Genomic DNA, 26,201 nt, shown 5'->3' on the forward strand with positions numbered 1-26,201 from the left:
CCCGAGCGGAAGCGCAAGGATTGCGGCCGCGTCACGCGGAAGCGGAACAGCCGGTCGGTGTAATGCTGCACCTCCGTCACCGTCTGGGCGTCGGGGAGGACGGGCCGGGCGGCCGCGGCGATCACGGGGCGGGGGGTGGTCATGCTGTCTCTCCTGCTTGTGTCTCAGGCCGTGCCGCGCAGGCGCGCCTGGTAGTCATGCGCCCGCCAGTCCGCGCGGGCCTGCCACTGGTCCCAGGGCTGTCGGGCGGCGATCGCGTCGGGGATCTCAACCTCGTCGAAACCCGCGCGCCGGGCCATGGCGTATTGGTCGGCCAGCAGCGGCCCGGCGGCGCGCAGCCGCCCGCCGTAGCCCAGCATCCGCAGGCGCCGCGCCAGCGTAAAGCCGCGCCCGTCGCCGAACCCCGCGAAATGGATGCGGATCATCGGCGCCTCCGCCGCGGCCTCCAGATCCTGGGGGCCGGCCTCGGCGGAAAGCTCGAACAGCGGGCCGTTCCAGCCGTCGGGGGCGAAGCCCTTGTCGGTCACGATCACGCTCATGTCGCGTCTCCCTGTGCAGCCGGGCCGCGCACCACCCGGCCGTTGATGAAATGGATGCCGCATTCGTCCTTGTTGCGGTCGCGCCAGCGCCCGGCGCGCGGATCCTCGCCCGGCGCGACGCGCGTGGTGCAGGGCGCGCAGCCGATCGAGGGGTAGCCGCGGCTGACCAGCGGATGCCGCGGCAGGCGGTTGTTAACCATGTAATCCTGCACATCGTCAGGCGCCCAATGGGCCAACGGGTTGACCTTGATGCGCCGGTCGCCCTCGGCCTCGAAGAAATCGAGCGCCGCGCGCTGGCCGCCCTGGAACCGCTTGCGCCCGGTGATCCAGGCGTCGAAGCCGGACAGCGCGCGCTCAAGCGGCACGACCTTGCGCAGATCGCAGCAGGCGTCGGTGTCCGACCGGTGCAGCAGACCGTCGGGGTCGTGGGCGGCCACGGCCTCGGGGCGGGCGCGGATCGTGCGCACGTCGCTCAGGCCCAGCCGCGCCGCGACCTCGGCCTGGTAAGCCAGGGTCTCGGGGAACAGCAGCTGGGTGTCGACGAACAGCACCGGAGTGCTGCGATCTATGACCGAGACCAGGTGCAGCAGCACCACCGATTCCGCCCCGAAGGACGACACCAGCGCGATGCGCCCGACGGCCGGGTCCCGCAGCGCGCGCTCCAGCACCGCGCGGGCGGCGTGGTGGCGGTAGCGGGCGTTCAGATGCGCGACCCGCTCGGCCACCGGGGCAAGGGGGGCTTCAAGCGGCATCGCGTTGTCGTCCCTCGCCATAGAGCGCCTCCTTGAAGGGGGCCATCCCAAGCCGGCGGTAGGCCATGAGGAAACTTTCCTCCGGCCCCTCGCGCGAGGACAGATAGGCCAGGATCAGCCGCTCGACGGCCGGCACGATCTCGTCGGCCGGGAAGCCGGGGCCGGTGCGGGTGCCGATCTCGGCGGTCTCGGTCGCGTCTCCGCCCAGCGTGATCTGGTAATTCTCCACCCCGGCCCGGTCGAGCCCGAGGATGCCGATATGGCCGACATGGTGATGGCCGCAGGCATTGATGCAGCCCGAGATCTTCAGCTTCAGCGGGCCGATCTCGTGCTCCAGCTTCAACTCCTCGAACCGCGTGGCGATCTGCTGCGCGATGGGGATGGAACGCGCCGTGGCCAGCGCGCAGTAATCCATCCCCGGGCAGGCGATGATGTCCGAGATCAGCCCGATATTGGCCGTGGCCAGCCCCGCCTCGCGCAGCCGCGCGTGCAGCGCCGGCAGGTGCGATTTGTGCACATGGGGCAGCACGATGTTCTGCTCATGGCTGACGCGCAGTTCGTCATGGCCGAACGCCTCGGCCAGATCGGCAAGCACGCGCATCTGCCGTGCCGTGGCGTCACCCGGCGTCGCCCCGTGCGCCTTGAGCGAGACGGTCGCGATGGCGTAGCCCGGCGCGGCATGCGCCGCGAGGTTGGTGTCGGCCCAGGAGCGGAAGACCGGGTCGGCCTGATAGGCGGCCTCGAACGCATCGGTCGGGGCGGTGACGAATTCGGGCCGGCGGAAGCGGGCGCGGATCTCGGCCAGCAGGACCTGATCGGCGCCGGAGAAGGCCGCGCGGCGGGCCGCGAAGTCCTGCTCCACCAGCGCGCGCACGGTGTCTATCCCGTTCTCCTGCACGGTGATCTTGATCCGCGCCTTGTACTTGTTGTCGCGGCGGCCCAGCAGGTTGTAGGTGGCCACGATCGCCTCGAGATAAGGCAGCAGGTCGGCCACCGGCAAGAAGTCGCGCAGCACCGGCCCGATCAGCGGGGTGCGGCCGAGACCGCCGCCCACGATCACCTCGAACCCGGTCGCGCCATCCTTTCGCACCATCCGCAGCCCGATATCGTGGGCGCGGGTCACGGCGCGGTCGTTCGGGCTGCCGGTGATGGCGATCTTGAACTTGCGCGGCAGGAACTGGAATTCGGGGTGGTCGGTGGACCATTGCCGGATCAGTTCGGCGTAGGGGCGCGGGTCCTCGATCTCATCGGCCGCGGCGCCGGCGAAATGGTCGGCGGTCACGTTGCGGATGGTGTTCCCCGAGGTCTGGATCGCGTGCATGCTGACATCGGCCAGCGCCGCCAGCATGTCGGGCACATCGCGCAGTTCGGGCCAGTTGAACTGAATGTTCTGCCGCGTGGTGAAATGGCCATAGCCCTTGTCCCAGCGCTCGGCGATATCGGCGAGCTGGCGCATCTTGGCGCCGTCGAGAGAACCATAGGGGATCGCCACCCGCAGCATGTAGGCATGCAGCTGCAGGTAAAGTCCGTTCATCAGGCGCAGCGGGCGGAATTCCTCTTCGGTCAGCGCGCCGCTGATGCGGCGCTCCACCTGGGCGCGGAACTGCGCCACGCGGGCGCGCAGAAAGGCATCGTCGAAATCCGTGTAGTCATACATGATCGCTCTCCGCCTGTTTGCCGTGGAAGTAGTTGGAGGGGCCGCGGCTGCGGAACGCCTCGCGGAAATGCACCGGTTCCGGGCCGCGCGCGCCGGCGCGGGCCTCGGCCAGATAGGCGCCGACCACCCGGTCGTTCTGGGCCTCGGCCTCGATCAGGCGGATCTGGGCGTGGGCCTCGTCCTCGATCAGCTCGGCGCGGGCCATGTCGCGGGTCCAGTCGCCGGCCTCGGTCAGCCAGACCACGTCGCCGCGCAGCAGGTCGTTGGCGGTCAGAACCTTGGGGGTGAAGGGACGGCTCATTGGACGGCCTCCTTGATGACAGGCAGGGCGGCGGCCGCGCGCGGTGCGAGGCCGAAGAGGATCACCGCGGGACCCGTGGCATCCGCCACCGCCTGCGGCAGCAGCGAAAGGGTCGTGGCGCGGGTCACGCTTTCGGGGCGCGAGGCGTTCTCGACGATGGTCACGGGTGTCGCGGGGTCGGCGCCGTGCATCAGCAGGCGGCCCTGCGTGAAGCGCGCGCTGCGCTTGCCCATGTAGATGGCGGCCACCGCGCCGGGGCGGGCCAGCGCGCGCCAGTCCTGCTCGGCGAATCCCTGCACGTCATGGCCGGTCAGCAGCCGCAGGTCCGAATTGCGCCCGCGCCGGGTCAGCGGCTGGCCGATCTGGGCGGCGGCGGCCGAGGCCGCGGTGATGCCGGGGATCACCCGCCAGGGGATGCCCGCCGCCTCCAGCGCCTCCAACTCCTCGTCCAGCCGGCCGAACACGCCCGGATCGCCCGATTTCAGGCGCAGCACATAGGCGCCCGCCCGGGCATGGGCGACCATCAGCGCGTTGATCTCCTCCTGCGGCATGGCGGGGCCGAAGCCGGTCTTGCCCGCCTCGATGACCTGCGCGCCGGGGCGCGCCAGCGCCAGGATCTCGGCGCTGATCAGCCGGTCGTGGATCACCACGTCGGCGCGGCCCAGCGCGCGGTGCGCCTTCAACGTCAGCAGGTCGGGATCGCCCGGGCCGGCGCCGGCCAGATCGACCCGGCCACGATCGGCGTCGCCGCCGTTCAAACGGCTGTCAGAGGGGATGAAGGTCATGATGCAGGCTCCGTTTACTGCATCATGACATAGGAAATTTTCCCCCGTTTTGACCATATGCCGAAACAAACAAGGACATTTTCAGGCGTTCTGCCAGTCTGATCGGAAAATGTTCCCACCAAACCGCCCCTGGACCGATCCTCTTTCGCCGCCGCCGCCGCGCGGGCGAAACAGCTTTCGCCGCGCCCTGAGCGGGGAAAGCTCAGCCACCGGGCAGGAACCGGGCCACCGCGCGGGCGATCACCCGCTCCTCGTCGGTGGGAATCACCAGAACCCGCATGCGGCCGGTGCCGATCTCGGGGGCGTTTTCCGCATTGGCCCCTGCATCGACCGACAGGCCGAGCCAACCCATGCCGCCGCAGACGCGTTCGCGCACCAGCGCCGAATGCTCACCAATGCCGCCGGTGAAGACCAGCGCGTCCAGCCCACCCAGATCGGCGGTCAGCGCGCCGATCTCGTGCCGGATGCGGGCGGTGAAATAGTCGATCGCCTGCGCCGCCTCGGGCGCATCCGAGGCCTCCAGCGTCCGCATGTCGTTGCTGATCCCCGACAGCCCCTTCAGCCCGCTTTCCTTGTAGAGAAGCCGGGTCAGCGCCGCCGCGTCCATCTTTTCGAATTCCATCAGGTAGAGCAGCACCCCGGGGTCGATCTGCCCGGTGCGCGTGCCCATCGGCAGCCCGTCGAGCGCCGAGAACCCCATCGTCGTGTTCACGCTGCGCCCCGCATGCATCGCGCACATCGACGCGCCGTTTCCCAGATGCGCCACGATCACGCGGGCCCCGGCCAGTTCGGGGTGGCGTCGCACGATCTCGCCCGCGATGAACTCGTAGGACAGGCCATGAAACCCGTAGCGGCGCACGCCCCGGTCGTAATAGGCGCGCGGCAGGCCGAAGGTCTCGTTCACCCAGGCGTGGCCGCGGTGAAAGCCGGTGTCGAAACAGCCCACCTGCAACGCATCGGGAAAGGCTGCGCGGGCGGCGTTCACGGCGGCCAGGTTGTAGGGCTGATGCAGCGGCGCCAGCGGCTCCAGCGCATGCAGTTCCCCGATCGAGGTGTCGTCCAGCAGCTGCGGCGCGGCGTGATGCGCGCCGCCATGCACGATGCGGTGGCCGACGCCCGCCACACGCCGCCCGTCCAGCATCGGGGCCAGATGGTCGAGGATCGCGCGCAGCGCCCCGGCATGGTCGGCCCTGCCGATCGGTTCGTCGCCGGGCACGCCGCCGGCCGGCGCCACTCGCAGATGCGCCTCGGCGTTCAGGTTCTCGACCTCGCCGCGGCCCAACTCAACCGGCTCCTCGCCCGCCTCGTAGACCGAGAACTTGACCGATGAGGATCCGGCGTTGATCGTCAGGATCGCCGCGCCGCTCATCTGCCGCGCGCCCATTCTGCCGCCATCACCGCCACCGCGCAGGAGGCCAGGCGCGAGCGCTCGTCGTCGGCCCGGCTGGTCAGGATGATCGGGCATTGCGCGCCCACCACAATGCCCGCGGCCTGGGCATGGGCGAGGAAGGTCAGCTCCTTGGCCAGCATGTTGCCGGATTCGAGGTTCGGCACCACCAGGATTTGCGCCTGCCCCGCCACCGCCGAGGAGATGCCCTTTGTCTTGGCCGCCTTCAGATCGATGGCGTTGTCCATGGCCAGCGGGCCATCGACAAGCCCACCTTGGATCTGCCCGCGCTCGGCCATCTTGGACAGCACCGCTGCGTCGATGGTCGAGGGGATCTTGGGGTTCACCGTCTCCACCGCCGAGAGGATCCCGACCTTGGGCTCAGGGATGTCCAGCGCGTGGGCCAGGTTGATGGCGTTCTGCACGATATCGACCTTCTGCTCCAGCGTCGGCGCGATGTTGATCGCAGCGTCGGTCACCATCAGGAGGTGGTCGAGCCCGGGCACGTCCATCACGAAGACGTGGCTGAGCCGCCGGTGCGTGCGCAGCCCGCCGTCACGCTTGACGACGTGGTGCAGCAGGTCGTCGGTGTGCAGGCTACCCTTCATCAGCGCCTTGGCGCGCCCCTCGTGGACCAGCTGCACCGCGCGCGCGGCGGCCTGGGAATGGTTGGGGATGTCGATGACCTCGATCCCCGTCAGGTCGGCGTCGATCTCCTGCGCAGCCGCCGCGATCCGGCCCCTGTCCCCGATCAGGATCGGGGCCAGCAGCCGCTGCCGATAGGCCAGCATCGCCCCCCCGAGCGAGGCCGCATCCTCGGGCGCGATCACCGCCGTGGGCATCGGCTCCAGCGGCGCGGCGCGCAGCAACAGCGCGTCGAAATGCTGATGCGTGTTCACGGTCAGCCCCGGCACGTCGCGCAGGTCGATCCTGACCCGCCGCTCGGGCGCGATCACCACCGCCTCGCCCACCGCCACGCGTTTGCCCGCCGCGTCCTCGACCCAGGTATCGAAGGTCGCCGTGTTGCCCTCGCCCTTGTCGGTCAGGCGAACGCGCGCCACGATCTCGTCGCCGGCATGCACACGCTCCAGAAAGGCCAGCGCCTGGCTTTTGTAGAGCGTCCCCGGCCCGGGCAGGAAATTGCCCAGCACGGCCGAGATCAGCGCCCCCAGCCACATCGCGGGTGCCACCGCCTCAGGCGTGCCGTTGGCGTCACCATCCTCGCGCGGCAAGTGCAGCGGGTTCATGTTGCCCGAGGCATTGGCGAAGACGTAGAAATCGTCGCCGCTGCAGACATGCCGGATCTCCGCCTCCATGCCGATCTCCAGTTCGGACCAGAGCGTGTTGGTGTGAAACGGCATGGCGGGCCTCCCTGGCGGTCTGGGCGGCGCGGGCCGGGTCATGCGCGCCCTGCCCGGCACCGGCGCAAAGATCGGGCCCGAGCGTAACCCTTTCGCGACGAATGGAAAGGGGAAAGCGCGCCTCCCCGACACACCCCCTTTGCCTTTGCCCGCCGAGGGCCTAATAACACCCCATGCCCGTGACCCTGACCTCCCTCTCCGCGCTCAGCGATCTGCCCTTCGACGAGGTGATCGACGTCCGCTCGCCCGCCGAATACGCCGAGGATCACATCCCCGGTGCGATCAACCTGCCCGTCCTCGACGACGATGAGCGCGCCCGCGTGGGCACGATGTACACCCAGGTCAGCCCCTTCGAGGCGCGCAAGATCGGCGCCGCGCTGGTGGCGCGCAACGCCGCGCGTCATATCGAAGAGGACCTGATGGACCGGCCCCGCGGCTACCGCCCGCTGGTCTACTGCTGGCGCGGCGGACAGCGCTCGGGCTCCTTCGCCACGATCCTGCGCCAGATCGGCTGGCAGGCCGAAACCATCGAGGGCGGCTACCGCAGCTTCCGCCGGCTGGTGCAGGCCGCGCTTTACGAGGCGCCCTGGCCCTGCCCCGTGGTGGTGCTGGAGGGCAATACCGGCACCGCCAAGACCGACCTCCTGCCGCTGCTGGCCGAACAGGGGCTGCAGGTGATGGATCTGGAGGGGCTGGCGAACCACCGCGGCTCGCTGTTCGGGGCGATGGCGGGCGGGCAGCCGGCGCAGAAGATGTTCGAGACGCGGCTGGCCATGGCGCGCGAGGCGCTCAGACCCGGCGAGGTCATGGTGGTCGAGGGCGAATCCAGCAAGATCGGCGAGGTCAACCTGCCGCCCAAGTTGTGGCAGGCGATGAAGGACGCCCCGCGCGTGGTGGTCGAGGCGCCGCTGGGCGCGCGCGCCGACTACCTCGCGCGGCGCTACGCCGATGTGACCGCCGACGCCGCGCGGCTGGAGGCGACGCTGCGGGCGCTGTCGCGGCTGCACCCGGCGGACCGGATCGAGCATTGGCTGGACCTGGCCGCCGCAGGCGCATTCGCCGAACTGGCCGCCGGGCTGATGGAGCATCACTACGACCCGCGCTATGGCAAGCAGCACGCCCGCTTCGCCGACTGCCCCAGCCGGACGGTGGCGCTGGACAGCCTGTCGCCCGAGGCATTGGCCGAGGCCGCGCCGCGGCTGGCCGAGGCCGTGCGCGCGCTCAGCGCAGGGTGATCATCGCCGGGCCGTCGGTGATCGTGCCGATCCGCGTGGCCGGGCAGCCCTCGGCGCGCAGCGCCGTCAGCACCTCGCCAGCCCGCGCCCCCGGCACCGCCGCCAGCAGCCCGCCGGCCGTCTGCGGGTCGAGCAGCAGCGCGACCCGCGCCTCCCCCGCATCCGCCCCCGGCATCTCGGACAGGAGCGCCGCATTCTTGGGAAAGAGGGTCGAGCGGACGCCGCTTTCGGCAAGCGCCAGTGCGCCCTGCATCAGCGGCACGTCCTCAAGGGACAGCTCCGCCCCCACGCCCGAGGCGCGCAGGATCGTCAGCAGATGCCCGGCCAGCCCATAGCCGGTGACATCGGTCATCGCATGGGCCGCGGGCGCCAGCACCGCCGCCGCGCCCCCCTGCGGCGTGGCCATCAGGTCGAGCGCGGCAGCCACGTCGGCGCCTTCGGCGCGGCCCTGCATCTCGGCCGCGAAGATGGTGCCGCTGCCGATCGGCTTGGTCAGGATCAGCGCGTCGCCGGGCCGCGCCCCCTCCAGCCCCAGCGGCGTGCCGGGATGCAGGCCGGTGACAGAGAAGCCAAGCGTCAGCTCCGGCCCAACGCTGGTGTGCCCGCCCACGAGGTCGGCGCCCGCGGCGCGAAAGGTCTCGGTCGCGGCCGCCATGATCTCGCGCAGGGTATGGGCCTGCATCCGGTCGCGCATCTTGGGCAGGATCAGCGTGGCCAGCGCCGCCTGCGGCGTGGCCCCCATCGCCCAGATGTCGCCCATCGCATGCACCGCCGCGATGCGCGCCAGCATGTAGTGATCCTCGGTGAAGGCGCGGAAATGATCCGAGGTCAGCACCTGGCACCCCGCCCCGTGACGCAGCACCGCCGCGTCGTCCCCCGCGCCCCGCAGCACGTCGTCCCGCGCCGGCGCGGCAAGCCCCGCCAGCCCCGCGCGCAGCACCTCCGGCCCCGGCTTGGCCGCGCAGCCGCCGCAGGGCATCTGCCGGTCGGCCAGCGCCTCGGCCACCCCGATGGCCGCGCCCGCCGGGATCGGCTGGGCGCTCTCCATCTCGGGCAGCTCGTGGAACATCCGCATGAACTTGCGGTCGATGTGGTTCTTCCAGCGCCACATCCAGTCGCCCTCCAGCCGCAGGCCCAGCTTGTCGGCCACGGCATGCTTGCCGCCGGTGGAGATCAGCTTGAGGTAATCGCGTTGCGGCCGGTAGCCGCGCCGCCGCCCGCCGGCCAGATCGGCGCGCAGGTTATGGGCGAGGATCGGCGCCTCGCGCACCGCAAAGACGCCCGCCTTGGGCCGCGGCGCGTGGGTAAGATGCGCGCAATCGCCCACGGCATAGATCAGCGGATCGGTGAGGCTGCGCAGGTCGGGGCCCACGTCGATGAAGCCGTCGGTCAGTTGCAGCCCGGTCCCGGCCAGCCAGTCATGCGGCCGCGCGCCCGCCACGCCCAGCACGATCCCGCCCGGCAGCGCCCCGCCGCCCTCCAGCACCACGCCCCCGGCGGTCACGCGCGCCACGCGCACGCCGGTCCGCAGGGCGACGCCATGCCGGTCGAGCTGCGCCAGCAGCGCCCGCCGCGCGCCCGCACCGATGTCGCGCAGGGGCGTGTCGGCGGCCTCCAGCAGCGTGACCTCGGCCGCCACGCCCGCCGATTTCAGCCGGTGGGCCGAGGCCAGCGCCAGCTCAACCCCCGCCACGCCCGCGCCGATTACCAGGACGCGCGGCGCGGCGCGGCCTTTGGCGGCGGCGGCGGCATAGGCCGCCCAGCGTTCGGCGTAGATATCCAGCGGCTTGGCCGGCACGCCATGTTCGGCAAAACCCGGCAGCGCGGGCAGGTCGGTGGTGATCCCGACATCGATCGAAGCGACGTCGTAGAAGACCGGCGCGCGCCCCTCGATCTGCACCAGCCGGGCCTCGCGGTCGATGCCCACGGCACGCCCCAGCACCAGCCGCGCACCGGCGAAACGGGCCAGCTTCACCAGGTCGATCTCCAGATCCGAGCGCTGGTAATGCCCCGCGATCATTCCCGGCAGCATCCCCGAATAGGGCGCCGTTGGGCCGGGGTTGATCAGCGTCAGCCGCACCCCCGGCACCGGCCTCATCCCCCACATTCGCGCCACCAGCGCATGGGCATGCCCGCCGCCGATCAGAACGAGGTCTCGGGTCAGGGGGGTGGGGCTTTGCATGGGTCGATGTCTCTTGGTGACGGTGCCCTTCACCTAAACGCCCCGGGGCCCTTGGAAAAGGGGGCGCGGGGCCGCGGCGCTCAATAGCCCGTCATTTCCAGGTAGCCGCGCCCGGGATGCGAGCCGCCCACCCGCACGGGACCCTCCCAATAGGGAAAGAGGGTGTCCATCCAGCTTTCGGGGTTCAGCGCGCGCAGCGTCACGTCCAGGCCGCGCCCGGGCAGTTCCACGCGCCAGCCCACGGGCAGGTCGCGCCCGGCCACCGCAGCGCGTTCCACCGGCGTCATCCGCAGCGCCCCGTCGCCGAAGGGCTCGGCCCGGCCGTCGGCGCCGATCCATGTGCCCGAGGTGTAGGTCGTGCCATCGCTCTGGCGCAGCTGGAACCCCATCAGCTTGGCCCCCTCGTCGAGATGAAGCGAAATCCAGTCCCACCCCTCCTGCGTGGCCTCCAAGGGCTGGCTGGACCATTCGCGGTCGAGCCAGCCCTGCCCGCTCACCGACACCGACCCCTCGGGCAGATGCAGCGTGCCGGCCACGCGGTAGAAGGGCTGCGAATAGTAATGGCTGGCCTGCCCGCCCGCCGATTTCACCGAATAGCCGCCCGCGCCCTGCGGGATCAGCGGGCCATCAGCGGAAAGGTTCAGGTCATATCCGAAATCGGCCCCGTTGGCGGTCAGCGCGATCTCCGACACATCCGGCCCCGCCATCCGCCATTCGTCGACCCAGACCTCGAAAGGAGCCGCCTGCGCCCCCGCCTGCCCCACGCCGCCGCGCGCCAGCCGTTCGGCCACGAAATGCCGCTCCGGCGTGGTCAGCGCGGCGTGACCCATCCACAGTTGCGGGCTTTGCCAGCCCTCCGCCTCACCCGGCGCCAGCGCCGTGCGGAACAGCGTCCATTGCACGCCGTAGTCGCGCCCGTCCGCGCCGCGCAGATTGGCGGTGAGATACCACCATTCGATGCGGAAATCGGGGTGGGGGCCGTGATCGGCGGGGAATTCCAGCACCGTGCCGGGCGAGGGCGTGGCGAAGCCCTCGGCCCCGCCCCCCAGCCCGGCGAAGCCCTGCGCCCAGAGGGGGGCTGCCAGCAGCAGCCACAGGATCAGCGCCTTAACGTTCATGGGCGAAGACCTTCAACAGATCGGCTGGCGCCATGCGCGCGAGCCGCAGCGCGGGCCACAGCGCGGCGAGGCCGCCGGCCAGCAGCGCCAGCGCCCCCAGCCGCAGCCAATCGGCGGGGAAGGTGAACATCGGCAGCCGCCAGCCGAAGGCCGCCACGTTGACCACCGCCAGCAGCGCCCAGGCCAGCAGCAGCCCCACCGGCACCGCCAGAACCATGGTCAGCGCGGCCAGCATCAGCGCGCGCAGCAGCTCAAGCCGCGCCAGATGCGCCCGCGTCAATCCCAGCGCCCAGACCGGCGCCAGTTGCGGCAGGCGCATCCCCGCCAGCGTCAGCAGGCTTGTCAGCATGGCAAGGCCCGCCACACCCAGCGTCAGCACGTTCAGCGCCGCCGTGACGGTGAAGGTGCGGTCGAAGACCTGCACCGACACCGCCTTGATCGCCGCCTGATCGCGGATATTGCCCGCGGGCAGGCCGAACTCCCGCACCAGCGCCCGGGCCAGCGCGGGCGCCTCTTCGGGCGGCAGGCGCAGGGCGTGGCGCAGCCGTGGCGCCTGCGGGTAGAGCGTCGTGAACAGGCCCTGCCCCAGCAACGCCTCGCCGTGCGGGTTGCCGTAGTCGGAATAGACCCCGGCGACGATCAGCGCACCGTTTGCGCCGGGCAGGGTCAGCGCATCGCCCGGTCCCAGCCCCGCGCGCCGCGCCATCTGCTCGTTGATCAGCACAGCCTCGCCCGCGGCCAGCCGGTCCCAGACGCCCGGCAGCGCGTCGAGCAGCGGCCAGTGGTCGCGATAGGTGGCGTGATCGGCCACGCCGTATATCTGCGCGGGCGCGCCGGCGACCGGGGCCTCGATGCTCCAGACCGGCAGGACGGCCTCCACCCGCGGGGCGAGCCATTGGCGCAGGCGCGCGGCCTCCTCCTCGTCGCGGGCGGTGACGTAAAGCTCGGCCACCAGCCGCTGGTCGAGCCAGCCGAGGAAGGTCAGCCGGAAGCTCGACACCATCGTGCCCACGCCAATATTGGCCGCCAGCGCCAGCAACAGCGCCATCAACGCCAGCGAAAGCCCCGGCAATTGCTGGCGCGTGTCGGCCCAGAACCACTGCGCCAGCACACCCTTCGCGGCGCGTTCAGCCACGCCCAGCCCCAGCGCCAGAATCCCCGGCAGCGCCAGCGCCGCCGCCAGCAGCAGCGCGCCCAGCAGCGCGAACCCGGCCACCAGACCGGAGCCGAACACCGCCAGCCCGAACGCGGCCAGCCCCAGCCCCAGCGCCGCCGCCCCCTGCCGCCACAGCCCCCGCGCCGAGGCCCGCGCCCAGGCCCTCGGCTGCGCCGGCGCCAGCGGCGGCAGATGCGCGAGGCGCCACAGGCTCTGCCCCGCCGCCGCCCCGGCCCCGATCACCGCGATACCCAGCCCCCCGGCCCACCACGCGGGCCTGAGGCTGAGCGTTCCGGGCAGCGCCGCCCCGTAAAGCCCGCGCAGCGTGGCCGCCACGTCGGGCAGCAGCGCCGCGGCGATGCCATAACCCAGCGCGACCCCGGCTAGCCCCGCGATCAGCGCGAGTATCAGCACCTCGGCCATCAGCAGCCCGATCAGGCTGCGCAGCGGCACGCCCAGCGCGCGCAGGGTGCGGAACATCGGCCGGCGCTGCTCGAAGGCGAGGCCGATCGCGCCATGCACGATGAACAGCCCCACGGCGAAGGACAGCAGGCCGAAGGCGGTGAGGTTGAGGTGGAAACTGTCGGTCAGCGCGGCGATGTCGGCCCGGGCCTGCGGCGGACGCTGGGTCAGGCCGGGGGCGATCGCCGCCAGCGGCGCGCGGCGCCTTGGCTGCTCGGGCGCCAGGATCAGGCGCGAGACCTGGCCGGACGCCTCCAGCAGGCCCTGGGCGATGCCGATGTCTGTGATCAGCAGCCCCGGCAGCACATCATCGGAGGCGATCAGGCGCGGCAGGCCGGGTTGTCCCGCCAGCGCCCTGACGGTCTGCGGCGCGGCATAACCCTGCCCGGGCGGGGTGAGGAATCCCGGCAGGTCGCCTCTCCCGGTCACCGTCTGCGGCGCTGACCCGGCGGGCGCGCTCAGCGGGTCGAGGCCCAGCACGCGCAGCTGCTGCCCATCGGTCTGCAATGCGCCCTCCAGCACCGGCGAGACCTGCCAACCCGCGCGGCGCAGCGCCACGAAAACCGACTGATCGAAGCGTTGCCCGTCGCGCGGCACGAGCTGCGCGAAGCGGTCCTGGCCCAGCATCTGCGCGGCGCGCGCGTAGCTGGCCCGCGCCTCGGCATTGATCGCCTGCACCCCCGACCACAGCGCAGTGGCCAGCGCCAGCCCCAGCAGCAGGCTGCCGAGTTGCAGCGGGTGGCGCAGCCAGTGCGACAGCATCGCGCTGAGCGTGGCGCGGCGCATCAGGCGATCCTCCCGCCGCTCAGATGCAGCCGCCGGTCGAGACGCGCGGCCAGACGCGCGGAATGGGTGACCATCACCAGCCCCGCGCCGGTCTCGGACACGAGTTCCAGCATCAGCGCCAGCACCGCGTCGCCGGTGGCCTCGTCGAGGTTGCCGGTGGGCTCATCGGCCAGGATCAGACGCGGCCGCGCCGCCAGCGCCCGGCCGATCGCCACCCGCTGCTGCTGCCCGCCCGAAAGCTGTTCGGGATAGCGGCGCAGCAGCCCCTCCAGCCCCAGCCGTTCGGCCAGCGCCGCGCACCACGCCGCATCCTGCCGGCCGGCCAGCCGCGCCTGGAAGGAGAGGTTGGCCGCCACCGGCAGCGAGGGGATGAGGTTGAACTGCTGGAACACCAGCCCGATCCTGTCGCGCCGCAGGGCCGCCCGGCCGCGGTCGTCGAGCGCGCCCAGCGCCTGCCCGTCGATCCGGATCTCGCCGGCATCGGGCCGGTCGAGCCCGGCGCAGAGGTGCAGAAGGGTGCTTTTGCCGCTGCCCGATTCGCCGGTCAGCGCCACGCTCTCTCCGGCGGCGGCGCGAAAGCTGACGCCGGAAAGCACCCGCACCGCGCCGGCGCCGGTGCCGTAGCTTTTTTCGATATCCCGTGCCTCGAGCAGCATGCGCGCCTCCCCGTGCCTGACCCGAACCTAGTCCGCCCGCGCGCCGGGCACACCCCCTTTGCGTGGCGTGGGCGGCAGGCGGAGCGCCGGGAGTATTTTTTCCAAGAAGAAGGAGGGCGGGGCAGGAGACGCTGACGGGCGGGGGCCATTGACAAATTGTCGCAGGCGGGATTTGGCTGGCTCCATGTGGCCCACCTTGCGCATCCTCGGCGTCGGCGCCGCCGGCGCCGTCGCTGCGCTGGCGCTGCATGTCCCCGCTCCGTTCCTGACGGGGCCGGCGCTGTTTTCGTCGCTCGCCGCACTCGCCGGGCTGCGCGGCACCATCCCCGACCGGCTGCGCGACGGGTGTTTCGTGCTGATCGGCGCCGGCATGGGCGCGGGCGTGACGCCGGAGGCGCTGGCCACCGCCGCGCAATGGCCGCTGACCCTGGTGATCCTGGCGCTGGCGCTGATGGTCATCTTCCTGGGTGGCGCGCGGCTGATGCGGGCGCTGTTCGGCATGGACCGGATGAGCGCCCTGCTGACCGCCACGCCGGGGCATCTGAGCTTTGTCCTCAGCCTGACGACCGAGACCCGGGCCGACCTGCCCCGGGTGACGATGATCCAGACCCTGCGGGTGCTGTCTCTGACCCTGGCGGTGCCCTTCCTCGCGCCGCTGCTGACCGACCGGCCCCTGCCCGCGCTGGCGCCGGTGTCCAGCGTCATGCCCCTGCCCCATCTCGCGCTGGTCCTGGCACTGTCGGCCGCGGCGGGGCTGGTGTTCCAACGCCTGCGCGTGCCGGCCGCGCTGCTGCTTGGGGGCATGGCGGTGTCGGCGGTGGGCCATGCCGCGTCGCTGACCGAGGGGGCGGTGACGTCATGGCTGTCGGTGCCCAGCTTCGTGGTGATGGGCACGCTGATCGGCACCCGGTTCAGCGGGATCACGCCGGGCATGGTGGGCGAGGCGCTGGGGGCGGCGTCGCTGCTGACCGGCTTTGCCGCGCTGGTGTCGCTGGCCGGCGCGGCGCTGGTGGCGCATCTCTTCGGCCTGCCGGTGGTTACCGCGCTGATCGCCTTTGCGCCCGGCGGCCTGGAGACGATGTTGGCGATGTCGGTGCTGCTGGACGCTAACCCTGCCTTCGTGGCCGCGCATCACGTCTTCCGCCTGTTGTTCCTGACCGTGGTGCTGCCGGTGGTGGTGGCGCGCGCGCGGCGCTAGGCATCACTCGCGCGCGCGCAGCACCCGGGCGGGCCGCGCCGCCAGCGGCCGCCAGGCGAAGGCGAGCCCGGCCAGCAGGGTTGCCAGCACGCCGCCCGCGACGATGGCGAACGCCGAGGCGGGTTCGAACCGATAGCTGCTGTCCATGACGAAGACCATCACCGCCCAGCCGGCGATGCCCCCCGCGACGATCGCCACCAGACCGGCCGCCGCGCCCAGAAGCGCCGACCTCAGCGCGAGATAGGCCAGCACCTGACCGCGCACCGCGCCCACCGTCTTCAGCACCGCGGCCTCGAAGAGCCGCGCGCGCTGCCCCGCCGCGGCCGCCCCGATCAGCACGAAGAGCCCGGTGATGAGAGTCGCCCCCGCGCCATAGGTGATGGCGGCGGCGAGCCCCGAGAGCACCTCGGACACCCGGTCGATCGCGTCGCGCACGCGGATGGCGGTGATGTTGGGAAAGGCCTGCGCCAGATCGCGCAGGAGGGAGGCCTCGGCGGCTTCTTCGGCGTAGATGGTGGCGATATGGCTATGCGGGGCGCCCGCCAGCGCGGCGGGGTCCAGCACCATGACGAAGCCGATCCCGGCGGTGGAGAAATCGACCACGCGGAGGCTGGTGATCTCGGCCGTGATGTCGCGGCCGAGGATGTTGACGGTGACCCTGTCGCCGAGCTCCAACCCCATTTCCTCGGCTTCCTCGGCGGCGAAGCTCATCTGCGGGGGCCCCGAATACGCCTCGGGCCACCATTTGCCTGCGGTGATCACCGTGTTCCCCGGCGGGGTGGCGGCATAGGTCACGCCGCGGTCGCCGCGGATCACCCAGTGCTCGCCCACGGCCTCGCGCGCGGGCACGCCGTTGATCCGGGTGATGATGCCACGCAGCATGGGCGCGGTCTCGACCCGGGTGACGCCAGGGTCGCTCTCCAGCCGGGAGAGAAAGCCGGGCAGCTGCGCGGTCTGGATGTCCACCATGAAATAGGAGGGGGCGACCGCGGGCAGTTCCTCGGCGATGCCCCGGCTGAGATTGGCCTGGATCTGGCCCACCGCGGCCAGCACCGACAGCCCCAGCCCCAGCGACAGCACGACCGAGGTCGCCTCGCCCCCCGGCCCGCCGACCGCGCCCAGCGCCAGCCGCAGCGCGGTGCGCCCGCGCAGGGCCCGCGCACGCGCCCCGCGCCTGGCCAGGGCACGCGCGGCCAGCGCCGAGAGCAGCAGCAGGCCCAGCGCCATCACAATGCCGGCCGCGGCCCAGAGGGTGAGGTGCGGCTCGCCCGAGAGCCATGTCGCTGCGCCGATCAGCACCCCCGCCAGCGCCACGGTCAGCGCGGCGACCGGCCAGCGCGGCCAGCCGCGGGCACGGCCTGAAACCTCGCGGAACAGGGCGGCTGCGCGAATCTCCCCGGCGCGCGCCAGCGGCCAGAGCGTGAACAGCAGCGCCGTCAGCGCGCCGTAAAGCGCGGCCTCGGCCAGCTGGACGGGATAAAGGGCGAAGCGCACCGGCAGCGGCAGCCTCGCCTCGATCACCGGGGCCAGCGCCAGCGGCGCCAGCGCACCGAGAACGAGCCCGATGACGATGCCGAGAAGGGCCAGCGCCGCGATCTGGATCAGATAGGCCCAGAGGATCGTCCGCCCCTCGGCGCCCAGCGTCTTCAGCGTGGCGATGACCTCGGTCTTGCCGTCGAGATAGGCGCGCACCGCCGCCGACACGCCGATCCCCCCCACCGCGAGGCCGGCCAACCCCACCAGCACCAGAAAGGCGCCGATCCGATCGACAAAACGGGTCATGCCCGGCGCGCCGTTGCGGCTGTCGCGCCAGCGCATGCCGGTGTCGCGGAACAGTCCCTCGGCCTCCGCCTCCAGCGCGGCGAGGTCGCTGCCCGGCGCAAGGGCGAGCCGGTATTCGGTCTCGAACAGCGTGCCGGGGGCGAGCAGCCCCGCCCCCTCCAGCGCCTCCGTGCGCAGCAGCGTCGGCGGGCCGAGGCCGAAGCCGCCGCCGGCATCGTCCGGGGCGCGTTCGAGGAAGGCAGAAAGCGTGAATTCCTTGGCGCCGAGCCTGAAGCTGTCGCCCACCGCCAGCCCCAGCCGGTCGGCCAGCACCCGCGCCATGACCGCGCGGTCGCCCTCCAGCGCCCGGCCGAGCGGCATCGGCGGGTCCAGCGCGACCGCGCCGTAAAGCGGATAGGCGTCATCGACGCCCTTGACCTGGGTCAGCGCGCGCTCGGCGCGGCCCGCGCGCTCGACCACCGCCATGGAGCGGAAATCGACGATCCCGGAGACGCGCGCGGCCTTCTCGGCCATCCAGGCGCGCTCGGCCGCGTCGGCATGGCGATAGGTGAAGGACAGCGCCGCATCTCCGCCCAGCAACGCCGCGCCTTCGGCCCGCAGCCCCTGCTGGATGCCGACCCGCACCGTGCCCACCGCGGCAATCGCCGCCACCCCCAGTGCGAGGCAGGCGAGAAAGACGTAGAAGCCGCGCAAGCCCCCGCGCAGCTCGCGCCGGGCGATGCGGGCGGCGACGGGCAGGCTCATTCCGCCGCCCTCCGGCGGTGGTCCGATTCGATCCGCCCGTCGGCCAGCCGCACGACGCGGTCGCAGCGTTCGGCCAGTTCGGGCGCGTGGGTGACCAGCACCAGCGTCGCGCCGTGGCGGTCGCGCAGACCGAAGAGCATCTCCATGATCGCCGCGCCATTGGCGGCGTCAAGATTGCCGGTCGGCTCATCCGCCAGCAGGATGTCGGGCCGGGGCGCGGCGGCGCGCGCCAGCGCCACGCGCTGCTGCTCGCCCCCCGACAACTGGGCCGGGTAATGGTCCATCCGCGCCGTCAGCCCCACCGCGCGCAGTTCATCGGCGGCGCGGTCGAAGGCGTCGCGGTGGCCCGCCAGCTCCAGCGGGGTTGCGACATTTTCCAGCGCGGTCATGGTGGGAATCAGGTGGAAAGACTGGAACACCACGCCCATATGTTGCCGGCGGAACCGGGCGAGCTGATCCTCGTTCATCGCGGTCAGGTCATGGCCCCGCGCCAGGACGGAACCCGACGTGGCACGTTCCAGCCCGCCCATGAGCATGAGGAGAGAGGACTTGCCCGACCCCGAAGGCCCCACCAGCCCCAGCGTTTCGCCCGCCCCAACCACCAGCGTGATGCCGTGCAGGATCTCCACCGGCCCGGCATTGCCCTGCAGGTTGAGGGTGACGTCTTTCAGCGACAGGATCGGATCGGTCATCTCGGGCCTTCGGTCATGGGCGTCTCTCCTGCGATATGGGGCCCTGCGGCGCGCGGGCAAGCTGGCGGCGCTGGCCACCGTCACCATAGCCGCCGCCCCGGCGCTTGCCGGGCCGGTCACCATCGCCGCCCTCGGTGACAGCCTGACGCAGGGCTACGGGCTGATCGAGCAGGACGGCTTCGTGCCGCAGTTGCAGGATTGGCTGCGCGCGCGGGGCGAGGACGTTCTGGTAATCAACGCGGGCGTTTCGGGCGACACCACCGCCGGCGGTTTGTCGCGCGTGGGCTGGACGCTGGAGGATCCGCGAGTGGCGGCGATGATCGTGGCGCTGGGCGGCAACGACCTTTTGCGCGGGATCGACCCGGACGTGTCGCGCGCCAACCTCAAGGGCATTCTTGAGGCCGCGCAGGCGAAAGATGTCCCGGTGCTGCTGGTGGGGCTGAACGCGCCCGGGAATTACGGGCCGGACTACAAGGCCGCCTTCGACGCCCTCTACCCGGAACTGGCCGGGCAATTCGGCGCGCTCTATTACCCCAGCTTCTTCAATGCTCTGAACGCCCATTCCGACGATCCGGGGGCGATGGCGAAATACTTGCAGCCCGACGGCATTCACCCCAACGACGCGGGCGTGGCGCTGATCGTGGAGGACATGGGACCGATGGTGCTGGACCTGATCGGGCGCACCCGCTGATCACCACCTCAGCCCGAAGCGCAGCGCGTCGTAGATCCCTGCGTGGATATTGCGCGAGGCGACCGCGTCGCCGATCCGGTAGAGGGTGAAGCCGCCCTGCGGGTTGCGCACCGGGAACGGATCGCCGTCGCCAATGAGCGCCGGGTAATCGACGGCACCGAGGTTCCGGCTGAGCGGTTTCAGCGCGAAATAGAGCGCGTCCAGCGGGCGCGTGCCGTGTTCTACCACCACCTGGTCAACACGCCGCTCCTCGACCCATTCCTGAGCGAAATCCGAGCCGAGGCTGACCACCAGTTCGTTGCCCTCGCACCGCACGGCCCTTACCCGGGTGTTGATCGTCACCCGCGCGCCGGTCTCGTGAAAGGCGCGCATGTAGGGGACGTGGTTCATGCCCCCCATCTCGGGGGCGAAGAAACGTTCGGGGCTGACCAGCTCCAGTGCAGCGCCCGCGCGCGCGATCACCTCGGCCGCGCTCATCCCCGGATGGCCGCCATTGTCGTCATAGAGAAGAACGCGTGCCGCCGGCTTCGCCGCGCCGGACAGGATATCCCAGCTTGAAACGGTCAGATCGTCGCCTTCCACTTCGGGCGGCTGCGGCAGCCCGCCGGTGGCGATGACCACGACATCGGGCTTTTCTGCCAGCACGTCGCCCGCCTCGGCATAGCGGTTGTAGCGGATCGCGACACCCAGCCGGTCCAGCTCGGCCAGCCGCCAGTCCACGATCCCGGCCAGTTCCCGCCGCCGGGGGTTCGCGGTCAGCAGGGCGATCTGCCCGCCGGCCCGGTCGGCGGCCTCGAACACCGTCACGGCGTGCCCGCGCTCGGCCGCAACCCGGGCGGCCTCCAGCCCGGCCGGTCCCGCCCCCACCACGACCACCCGCCTCAGCGCCCCGGCCCGCGGGATCACATGCGGGATCTTCGCCTCGCGCCCGGTGGCCGCGTTGTGGATGCACAGCGCCTCGCCCCCCTCGTAGATGCGATCGAGGCAATAGGTGGCGCCGACGCAGGGGCGGATGCGCGCCTCCTGCCCCGCCGCGACCCTGGCCGCGATATGCGGGTCGGCGATATGGGCGCGCGTCATCCCCACCATGTCCAGCTTGCCGCTGGCCACCGCGTGCCGCGCCGTCGCCACATCCGCGATTTTCGCGGCGTGGAAGACGGGGAAACCCGTGGCCTGCCGCACCTCGCCCGCGAAATCCAGATGCGGGGCGCTGGCCATGCCCTGAACCGGGATCACGCGGATCAGCTCGGCGTCCGAGGCCACGCGGCCCCGGATGAGGTTGATGAAATCGAACTTGCCGGACCGCGCGATCCGCCGGGCGATCTCCACCCCCTCTTCGCGGCTCAGCCCCTTGTCGAAATCCTCGTCCGCGACCATGCGGATGCCGACGATGAAATCGGGCCCCACCGCCGCGCGCACCGCGTCGATGACCGCCCAGGTAAAGCGCAGCCGGTTGTCGAGGCTGCCGCCCCATTCGTCCCCGCGGCGGTTCTGGTAGGGCGACCAGAAGGCATCCATCAGGTGGCCGTAGGCCTCGAACTCGATCCCATCCAGACCGGCCGCCTGCATCCGCTGCGCGGCGGCGGCGTAATCGGCGACGATGCGGGCGATGTCCCAGTCCTCCATCTCCTTGGGAAAGGCGCGGTGGGCGGGCTCGCGCACCGGCGAGGGGGCGAGGACCGGCAGCCAGTCGCCCTTGTTCCACCCCGTGCGCCAGCCCAGATGCGTCAGCTGGATCATCACCGCCGCGCCGCGTTCATGGCAGGCATCGGCGAGGTCCCGCATCCAGGGCACGATCTCGTCGCGATAGGCATGCAGGTTGCCAAACGCCTCCGGGCTGTCGGGCGACACGACCGCGGAACCGGCAGTCATGGTCAGGGCGATGCCCCCCTGGCCTTTTCGGCGTGATAGAGGCGGTATCTTTCCTTCGGCAGGCCGTCCTCGGAATAGGCGGGCTCATGCGCCGTCGACATGATCCGGTTCCTCAGGGTCAGATGCTTCAGCCGATAGGGCTGCAACAGCGGATCGTTCGACATGAATCCCCTCCGTTTTCCTCTGCCGAGCGTGCGGCGCGGCACCCCTCTGGTCAACACACCGCGCATCCCCGATAAGGGGCCGGGATCACCAAGGGGACGAGAGCATGGACCTCATCGAACGGCTGCGGGGCATTCTGGGCAAGGCGCATGTGCTTACCGGCAAGGATGCCGAGGGCTATGGCCGCGACTGGACGGGAAAATACACCAGCACGCCGCTGGCCGTGCTGCGCCCCGCCGACCGCGACGAGGCCGCGGCGGTGATGAAGCTGGCCAATGAGACCGGAACGCCCGTCGTGCCGGTCGCCGGCAATACGGGCCTCGCCGGCGGCGCGCACGCCGAGGGTGCGTTGATGATCTCGCTGGAGAGGATGAACCGCATCCGCGAGATCCGCCCCGAGGCGCGCATCGCCATCGTCGAGGCCGGCGTGGTGCTGGCCAGCCTGCATGCAGCCGCCGAGGCGCAGGGCCTGATCTTTCCGCTGATCTTCGGCGCGCGCGGATCGGCCATGATCGGGGGGGTTCTGTCCACCAATGCTGGCGGCTCGAACGTGCTGCGCTACGGCAACACGCGGGCGCTGTGCCTCGGCCTGGAGGTGGTCCTGCCCGACGGACGGGTGATGGAACTGATGAGCGAACTGCACAAGGACAACACCGGCTATGACCTCAAGGACCTGTTCATCGGGGCCGAGGGCACACTGGGGCTGATCACGGCGGCGGTGCTGAAGCTCTCTCCCAAACCGCGCGCCTATGCCACCGCCATGGTGGCCGTGCCCGCGCTGTCGGACGCGCTGATCCTGCTCAACCGCCTGCAGGCGGAAACCGGCGGCGCGGTCGAGGCGTTCGAATACATGCCCGACACCTACATGGCGCGGCTGGCCAAGTGCCGCCCCGACCTGCGCCCGCCCTTCGCCGAGACCCACGCGGTAAGCATCCTTGTCGAGGTCGGCGCCACCGCCCCGCGCGACGCGATTCCGGCCGAGGATGGCAGCCTGCCGGTTGTGAACCTGCTGGAACAGGTGCTGGCCGGCATGATGGAGGAGGGCGCACTGCTGGACGCCGTGGTCGCCCGGTCCGACGCCCAGCGCGCCCAGATGTGGGAGCGGCGCGAGGCCGCGGCCGAGATCACCTTCTCCCGCCTGCCCATCGTGGACAGCGACGTGGCGCTGCCGCTGGACAAGGTGGCGACATTCGTTGAGCGGATGGAGGCCCGCCTGCCGCAGATCGACCCGCAGGCCGACACCATCACGGTGGGCCATCTGGGTGACGGCAACCTGCATTACGCCGTCTGGCCCTCGCGCGATGACGAGGCGCTGAAGGACGCGATCCGCGAGGCGGTGGAGGACGTGGTGGCCGATCTCGGCGGCAGTTTCTCGGCCGAGCACGGGATCGGCCTGTCGAAACTTGCCACCATGCGGCGGCGCAAGAACCCGGTCGCGCTGGAGGTGATGGGCGGCATCAAGGCGGCGCTCGACCCCAGGGGGATCATGAACCCCGGCAAGCTGCTGCCCTGAGGGGCCTCAGCCCCCGATGAAATCGAAGAAGCCCTCGCCCGCGCGGGCCTTCAGCCCCGCGGCAAGCGCCCGGCCCATCTCGGCCCCGTCCGCAATGGCGCCGCTCAACTCATCGGCCAGCCGTTCCGAGCCGTCGGGGCGCAGGATCTCGCCGCGCAGGCGCAGGGTGCCGCCGTCCAGCTCCGCCAGCCCGCCGATCGGCGTCTCGCAGGAGCCGTCGAGTTCGGCCAGAAACGCGCGCTCGGCCGCCAGCCGCTCGCCGGTTTCGGGGTCATGGATCGCCTCCAGCATCGCCGCCGCGCGCGCGTCGTCGCCGCGCCGCTCGATCCCGATGGCGCCCTGCGCCACGGCGGGCAGCATCTCCTCGGGCGCGATCGCGCTGCGCGGCACCTCCGCCGCCTTCAGCCGGTTCAGCCCTGCCATGGCCAGGAAGGTGGCCGCGGCCACCCCGTCCTCCAGCTTTTTCAGCCGGGTCTGCACGTTGCCGCGGAACTCCACCACCTTCAGGTCGGGGCGGTGGTTCAACAGCTGCGCGCGGCGCCGCAGGCTGGAGGTGCCCACCACGGCGCCCTCCTCCAGATCGGCCAGCCGCCCCGCCGACAGCGACACGAAGGCGTCGCGCACATCCTCGCGCGGCAGGTAGCAGTCCAGCACCAGGCCGCCGGGCTGCTCCACCGGCATGTCCTTCATCGAATGCACGGCGATGTCGATGCCCCCCGACAGCATCGCCTCTTCGATCTCCTTGGTGAACAGGCCCTTGCCGCCGATCTCCTTCAGCGGGCGGTCCGCGTCGATCATCTGGCGGTTGTCGCCGGTGGTCTTGATGACCACGATCTCGAAGGCCTCCTGCGGCAGCTCGAAGGCGGCGGCCAGCCGGTCGCGGGTCTCATGGGCCTGCGCCAGCGCCAGCGGCGAGCCGCGGGTGCCGATCTTCAGGGGCGAAGCGGGGGAAGGAAGGGTCACTGTCATGGCCTCCCTTTATCCCCGCTGCGGCGTCCTGACAACTCGGCCGATGCTTGACACCGGGTCGCAACCCGGCGACGACACGGGGGCGACCAAAGGGGGACGAAAATGGCCGAGACCAAGAAACTGATGCGCGCGTTGGCAGGCGAGACCCAGGCCGTGCCGCCGGTGTGGATGATGCGCCAGGCGGGCCGCTACCTGCCCGAATACCGCGCCACCCGCGCCAAGGCCGGCGATTTCCTGTCGCTGTGCTACACCCCCGAACTGGCGGCCGAGGTCACGCTGCAACCGATCCGCCGCTACGGCTTCGACGCGGCGATCCTGTTTGCCGACATCCTGCTGCTGCCGCAGGCGCTGGGGGCCGATCTGTGGTTCGCCGCGGGCGAGGGCCCGCGCCTCTCGACCATCACCACGCCCGACGAGTTGAGGGCGCTGAAACCCGTCGACGCGATCCACGAGACCCTCGCCCCGGTCTACGAAACCGTCGGCATCCTGTCGCGCGAACTGCCCTCCGAGACCGCGCTGATCGGCTTCGCCGGCGCGCCCTGGACGGTGGCCACCTACATGATCGCCGGCCGCGGCACCCCCGACCAGGGCCCCGCGCATGCGCTGAAAGAGGCCGACCGCGCCACCTTCGAGGCGCTGCTGGCGCGCATCACCGAGGGCACCGTCGAATACCTTTCGAAACAGATCGAGGCCGGCGCCGAGGTTGTGAAGCTCTTCGACAGCTGGGCCGGATCGCTCAAGGGCGCGGATTTCGACCGCTACGCGATGGAACCTGCCAAACAGATCATCGCCGCGCTGAAAGAGCGTCACCCGGGCATCCCGGTCATCGCCTTCCCTCGCGGCGCGGGAGAGAAATATGTGGGCTTCGCCAGGGCGACCGGCGCCGATTGCGTCGCTCTCGACAATTCGGTTCCCGCCGAATGGGCGGCGGAACATGTGCAGGTGGACGGCTGCGTGCAGGGCAATCTCGACCCGCGGCACATGGTCACCGGCGGCCAGGACCTGATCGACGAGACCCGCCGCATCGTCCGCGCTTTCTCCAAGGGCCCGCATATCTTCAACCTCGGCCACGGCATCACGCCGGACGCCGATCCCGACAACGTGCAGCTCATGCTGGACACGATCCGGGGCTGACCCGTCCCCTTCTTCTTGGCGGAAATACTCCCGCCGGAGGCACCGCGCCGCGCATTCGCGCGGCGCAAACGATGGCAGCGCGCCGCAAGGCGCTCCTGTTACCGGCGGATCAGACCCACTTGGCCATCGGCGGCAGGCTCATCAGCACCGCATTGGCGTCGTGGCCGGTCTCCAGCCCGAACTTGGTGCCCCGGTCATAGACCAGGTTGTATTCGGCATAGAGCCCGCGGTGGATCAGCTGGGCGTCCTTGTCCGCCTCGGTCCAGGGGGTGTTGCGCCGCCGCTCCGTGATCGGCACGAAGGCCGGCAGGAAGGCGCGGCCGACGTCCTGAATGAAGGCGAAATCCGCCTCCCAGTCGCCGGTGTTGTGATCGTCGAGGAAGATACCCCCCACGCCCCGCGCGCGGTGGCGGTGGGGGACGTAGAAATACTCGTCCGCCCAGGCCTTGAAGCGCGGGTAATAGGCCGGGTCGTGCCTGTCGCAATATTCCTTCTGCACGGCGTGGAAATGGGCGGTGTCCTCGTCATATTCGATGCAGGGGTTCAGGTCAGAGCCGCCGCCGAACCACCAGGCGCCGGGCGTCCAGAACATCCGGGTGTTCATGTGCACCGCCGGCGTGTGCGGGTTCTGCATATGCGCCACCAGCGAGATGCCCGAGGCCCAGAACCGCGGGTCGCTCTCCATCCCCGGCTTGCCGCGCGCGGCCATCGCCTTCTGCGCGCGCTCGCCCAGCTTTCCGTAGACGGTGGAGACATTGACCCCCACCTTCTCGAACACCCGGCCGCCGCGCATCACGCTCATCAGACCGCCGCCCGCGTCCGAGCCGTCCTCGGAGCTGCGTTTCGTCTCTGTCACCTCGAAACGGCCGGCGGGGCGGTCGGCAAACGGCCCCTCGGCCTGGCTGTCCTCCAGCGCCTCGAAGGCGGCGACGATATCGTCGCGCAGCTGCCGGAACCAGGCGCTTGCGCGGGCCTTGCGGTCATCGAACGGGTCGGTCATGCGGGTCTCCTTCGGTCTTGGGCGGTGGCCTAGCAGGTTTGGCGAAACCTCGCCAGCGCGCTTTGTG

Annotated in this window: 20 protein-coding genes and 2 pseudogenes; 5 read left to right on the forward strand and 17 right to left on the reverse strand. The window is 71.1% G+C overall.

From position 1 onward, the window contains the following. The 8 genes and pseudogenes from KCI33_RS17910 to KCI33_RS11070 all read right to left on the reverse strand — a co-directional run. Nucleotides 1–143, reverse strand: a pseudogene (locus KCI33_RS17910) (ferredoxin--NADP reductase); the annotation flags it as partial. A gap of 21 nt (nt 144–164) precedes the next feature. Then, nucleotides 165–539 (reverse strand): DUF934 domain-containing protein, encoded by a 375-nt coding sequence (locus KCI33_RS11040; RefSeq protein ID WP_212524851.1) that lies wholly within the window; start codon nt 537–539, stop codon nt 165–167. Beyond that, on the reverse strand, nt 536–1,291 hold the full coding sequence (locus KCI33_RS11045) for a phosphoadenylyl-sulfate reductase (protein ID WP_212524990.1): 756 nt from the start codon (nt 1,289–1,291) through the stop codon (nt 536–538). The genes KCI33_RS11040 and KCI33_RS11045 overlap by 4 nt, the downstream gene beginning before the upstream one ends. Then, nucleotides 1,281–2,948 (reverse strand): nitrite/sulfite reductase, encoded by a 1,668-nt coding sequence (locus KCI33_RS11050; RefSeq protein ID WP_212524852.1) that lies wholly within the window; start codon nt 2,946–2,948, stop codon nt 1,281–1,283. The genes KCI33_RS11045 and KCI33_RS11050 overlap by 11 nt, the downstream gene beginning before the upstream one ends. Further along, a complete protein-coding gene (locus KCI33_RS11055; RefSeq protein WP_212524853.1) occupies nt 2,941–3,249 on the reverse strand; it encodes a DUF2849 domain-containing protein in 309 nt (102 codons plus the stop codon). The genes KCI33_RS11050 and KCI33_RS11055 overlap by 8 nt, the downstream gene beginning before the upstream one ends. Then, a complete protein-coding gene (cobA, locus tag KCI33_RS11060) occupies nt 3,246–4,034 on the reverse strand; it encodes a uroporphyrinogen-III C-methyltransferase (RefSeq protein WP_212524854.1) in 789 nt (262 codons plus the stop codon). Before cobA ends, KCI33_RS11055 begins: the two co-directional genes overlap by 4 nt. A gap of 202 nt (nt 4,035–4,236) precedes the next feature. Next, nucleotides 4,237–5,418, reverse strand: coding sequence for an acetate/propionate family kinase (locus KCI33_RS11065; protein WP_249139031.1), 1,182 nt, complete (start codon nt 5,416–5,418; stop codon nt 4,237–4,239). Then, nucleotides 5,400–6,782 (reverse strand): bifunctional enoyl-CoA hydratase/phosphate acetyltransferase, encoded by a 1,383-nt coding sequence (locus tag KCI33_RS11070; RefSeq protein ID WP_212524855.1) that lies wholly within the window; start codon nt 6,780–6,782, stop codon nt 5,400–5,402. Before KCI33_RS11070 ends, KCI33_RS11065 begins: the two co-directional genes overlap by 19 nt. 173 nt (nt 6,783–6,955) lie before the next feature. Here KCI33_RS11070 and mnmH point away from each other — a divergent pair, with 173 nt between their 5' ends. Next, entirely contained in the window at nt 6,956–8,017 is a 1,062-nt protein-coding gene (gene mnmH / locus KCI33_RS11075) for a tRNA 2-selenouridine(34) synthase MnmH (RefSeq protein WP_212524856.1), read from the forward strand. Here mnmH and selD read toward each other — a convergent pair. The 4 genes from selD to KCI33_RS11095 all read right to left on the reverse strand — a co-directional run bounded on the left by selD (nt 8,004) and on the right by KCI33_RS11095 (nt 14,377). After that, on the reverse strand, nt 8,004–10,199 hold the full coding sequence (selD, locus tag KCI33_RS11080) for a selenide, water dikinase SelD (RefSeq protein WP_212524857.1): 2,196 nt from the start codon (nt 10,197–10,199) through the stop codon (nt 8,004–8,006). The genes mnmH and selD overlap by 14 nt on opposite strands. An 80-nt stretch (nt 10,200–10,279) precedes the next feature. After that, nucleotides 10,280–11,317 (reverse strand): lipocalin-like domain-containing protein, encoded by a 1,038-nt coding sequence (locus tag KCI33_RS11085; protein ID WP_212524858.1) that lies wholly within the window; start codon nt 11,315–11,317, stop codon nt 10,280–10,282. After that, entirely contained in the window at nt 11,307–13,721 is a 2,415-nt protein-coding gene (locus KCI33_RS11090; protein ID WP_212524859.1) for an FtsX-like permease family protein, read from the reverse strand. The genes KCI33_RS11085 and KCI33_RS11090 overlap by 11 nt, the downstream gene beginning before the upstream one ends. After that, nucleotides 13,721–14,377 (reverse strand): ABC transporter ATP-binding protein, encoded by a 657-nt coding sequence (locus KCI33_RS11095; protein ID WP_212524860.1) that lies wholly within the window; start codon nt 14,375–14,377, stop codon nt 13,721–13,723. Before KCI33_RS11095 ends, KCI33_RS11090 begins: the two co-directional genes overlap by 1 nt. A 184-nt stretch (nt 14,378–14,561) precedes the next feature. Between KCI33_RS11095 and KCI33_RS11100 the strand changes: the two genes are divergently transcribed. After that, the gene (locus KCI33_RS11100; protein ID WP_212524861.1) at nt 14,562–15,575 is read left to right on the forward strand and encodes an AbrB family transcriptional regulator; all 1,014 of its coding nucleotides are present in this window, start codon (nt 14,562–14,564) and stop codon (nt 15,573–15,575) included. Between the two features lie 3 nt (nt 15,576–15,578). Here KCI33_RS11100 and KCI33_RS11105 read toward each other — a convergent pair whose 3' ends face one another. Together KCI33_RS11105 and KCI33_RS11110 are read right to left on the reverse strand one after the other, a co-directional pair. After that, complete coding sequence (locus KCI33_RS11105; protein WP_212524862.1) at nt 15,579–18,101, reverse strand: FtsX-like permease family protein; 2,523 nt, start codon at nt 18,099–18,101, stop codon at nt 15,579–15,581. After that, the gene (locus tag KCI33_RS11110) at nt 18,098–18,793 is read right to left on the reverse strand and encodes an ATP-binding cassette domain-containing protein (protein WP_212524863.1); all 696 of its coding nucleotides are present in this window, start codon (nt 18,791–18,793) and stop codon (nt 18,098–18,100) included. Before KCI33_RS11110 ends, KCI33_RS11105 begins: the two co-directional genes overlap by 4 nt. Between KCI33_RS11110 and KCI33_RS11115 the strand changes: the two genes are divergently transcribed. Further along, entirely contained in the window at nt 18,759–19,484 is a 726-nt protein-coding gene (locus KCI33_RS11115) for an arylesterase (RefSeq protein WP_349252204.1), read from the forward strand. The two genes, KCI33_RS11110 and KCI33_RS11115, sit on opposite strands and share 35 nt — an antisense overlap. Here the strand turns inward: KCI33_RS11115 and KCI33_RS11120 are convergent. Further along, nucleotides 19,485–21,520, reverse strand: a pseudogene (locus tag KCI33_RS11120) (FAD-dependent oxidoreductase). A 104-nt stretch (nt 21,521–21,624) separates the two neighbouring features. Between KCI33_RS11120 and KCI33_RS11125 the strand changes: the two are divergent. Next, entirely contained in the window at nt 21,625–23,031 is a 1,407-nt protein-coding gene (locus KCI33_RS11125) for an FAD-binding oxidoreductase (RefSeq protein WP_212524865.1), read from the forward strand. Between the two features lie 6 nt (nt 23,032–23,037). Here the strand turns inward: KCI33_RS11125 and hemC are convergent, their stop codons facing one another. Continuing rightward, entirely contained in the window at nt 23,038–24,000 is a 963-nt protein-coding gene (hemC, locus tag KCI33_RS11130; protein WP_212524866.1) for a hydroxymethylbilane synthase, read from the reverse strand. Between the two features lie 102 nt (nt 24,001–24,102). Here hemC and hemE point away from each other — a divergent pair, with 102 nt between their 5' ends. Then, nucleotides 24,103–25,134: a uroporphyrinogen decarboxylase gene (gene hemE, locus KCI33_RS11135; RefSeq protein WP_212524867.1), complete on the forward strand. Its 1,032-nt coding sequence runs from the start codon at nt 24,103–24,105 to the stop codon at nt 25,132–25,134. A gap of 109 nt (nt 25,135–25,243) precedes the next feature. On the opposite strand, the gene hemF is transcribed toward hemE, so the two are convergent. Continuing rightward, nucleotides 25,244–26,134, reverse strand: coding sequence for an oxygen-dependent coproporphyrinogen oxidase (hemF, locus tag KCI33_RS11140; protein ID WP_212524868.1), 891 nt, complete (start codon nt 26,132–26,134; stop codon nt 25,244–25,246). Nucleotides 26,135–26,201: the final 67 nt, after the last annotated feature.

Origin of the sequence: Actibacterium sp. MT2.3-13A, assembly GCF_018139985.1 — a bacterium.
Classification (GTDB): Bacteria; Pseudomonadota; Alphaproteobacteria; order Rhodobacterales; family Rhodobacteraceae; genus JAGSOU01.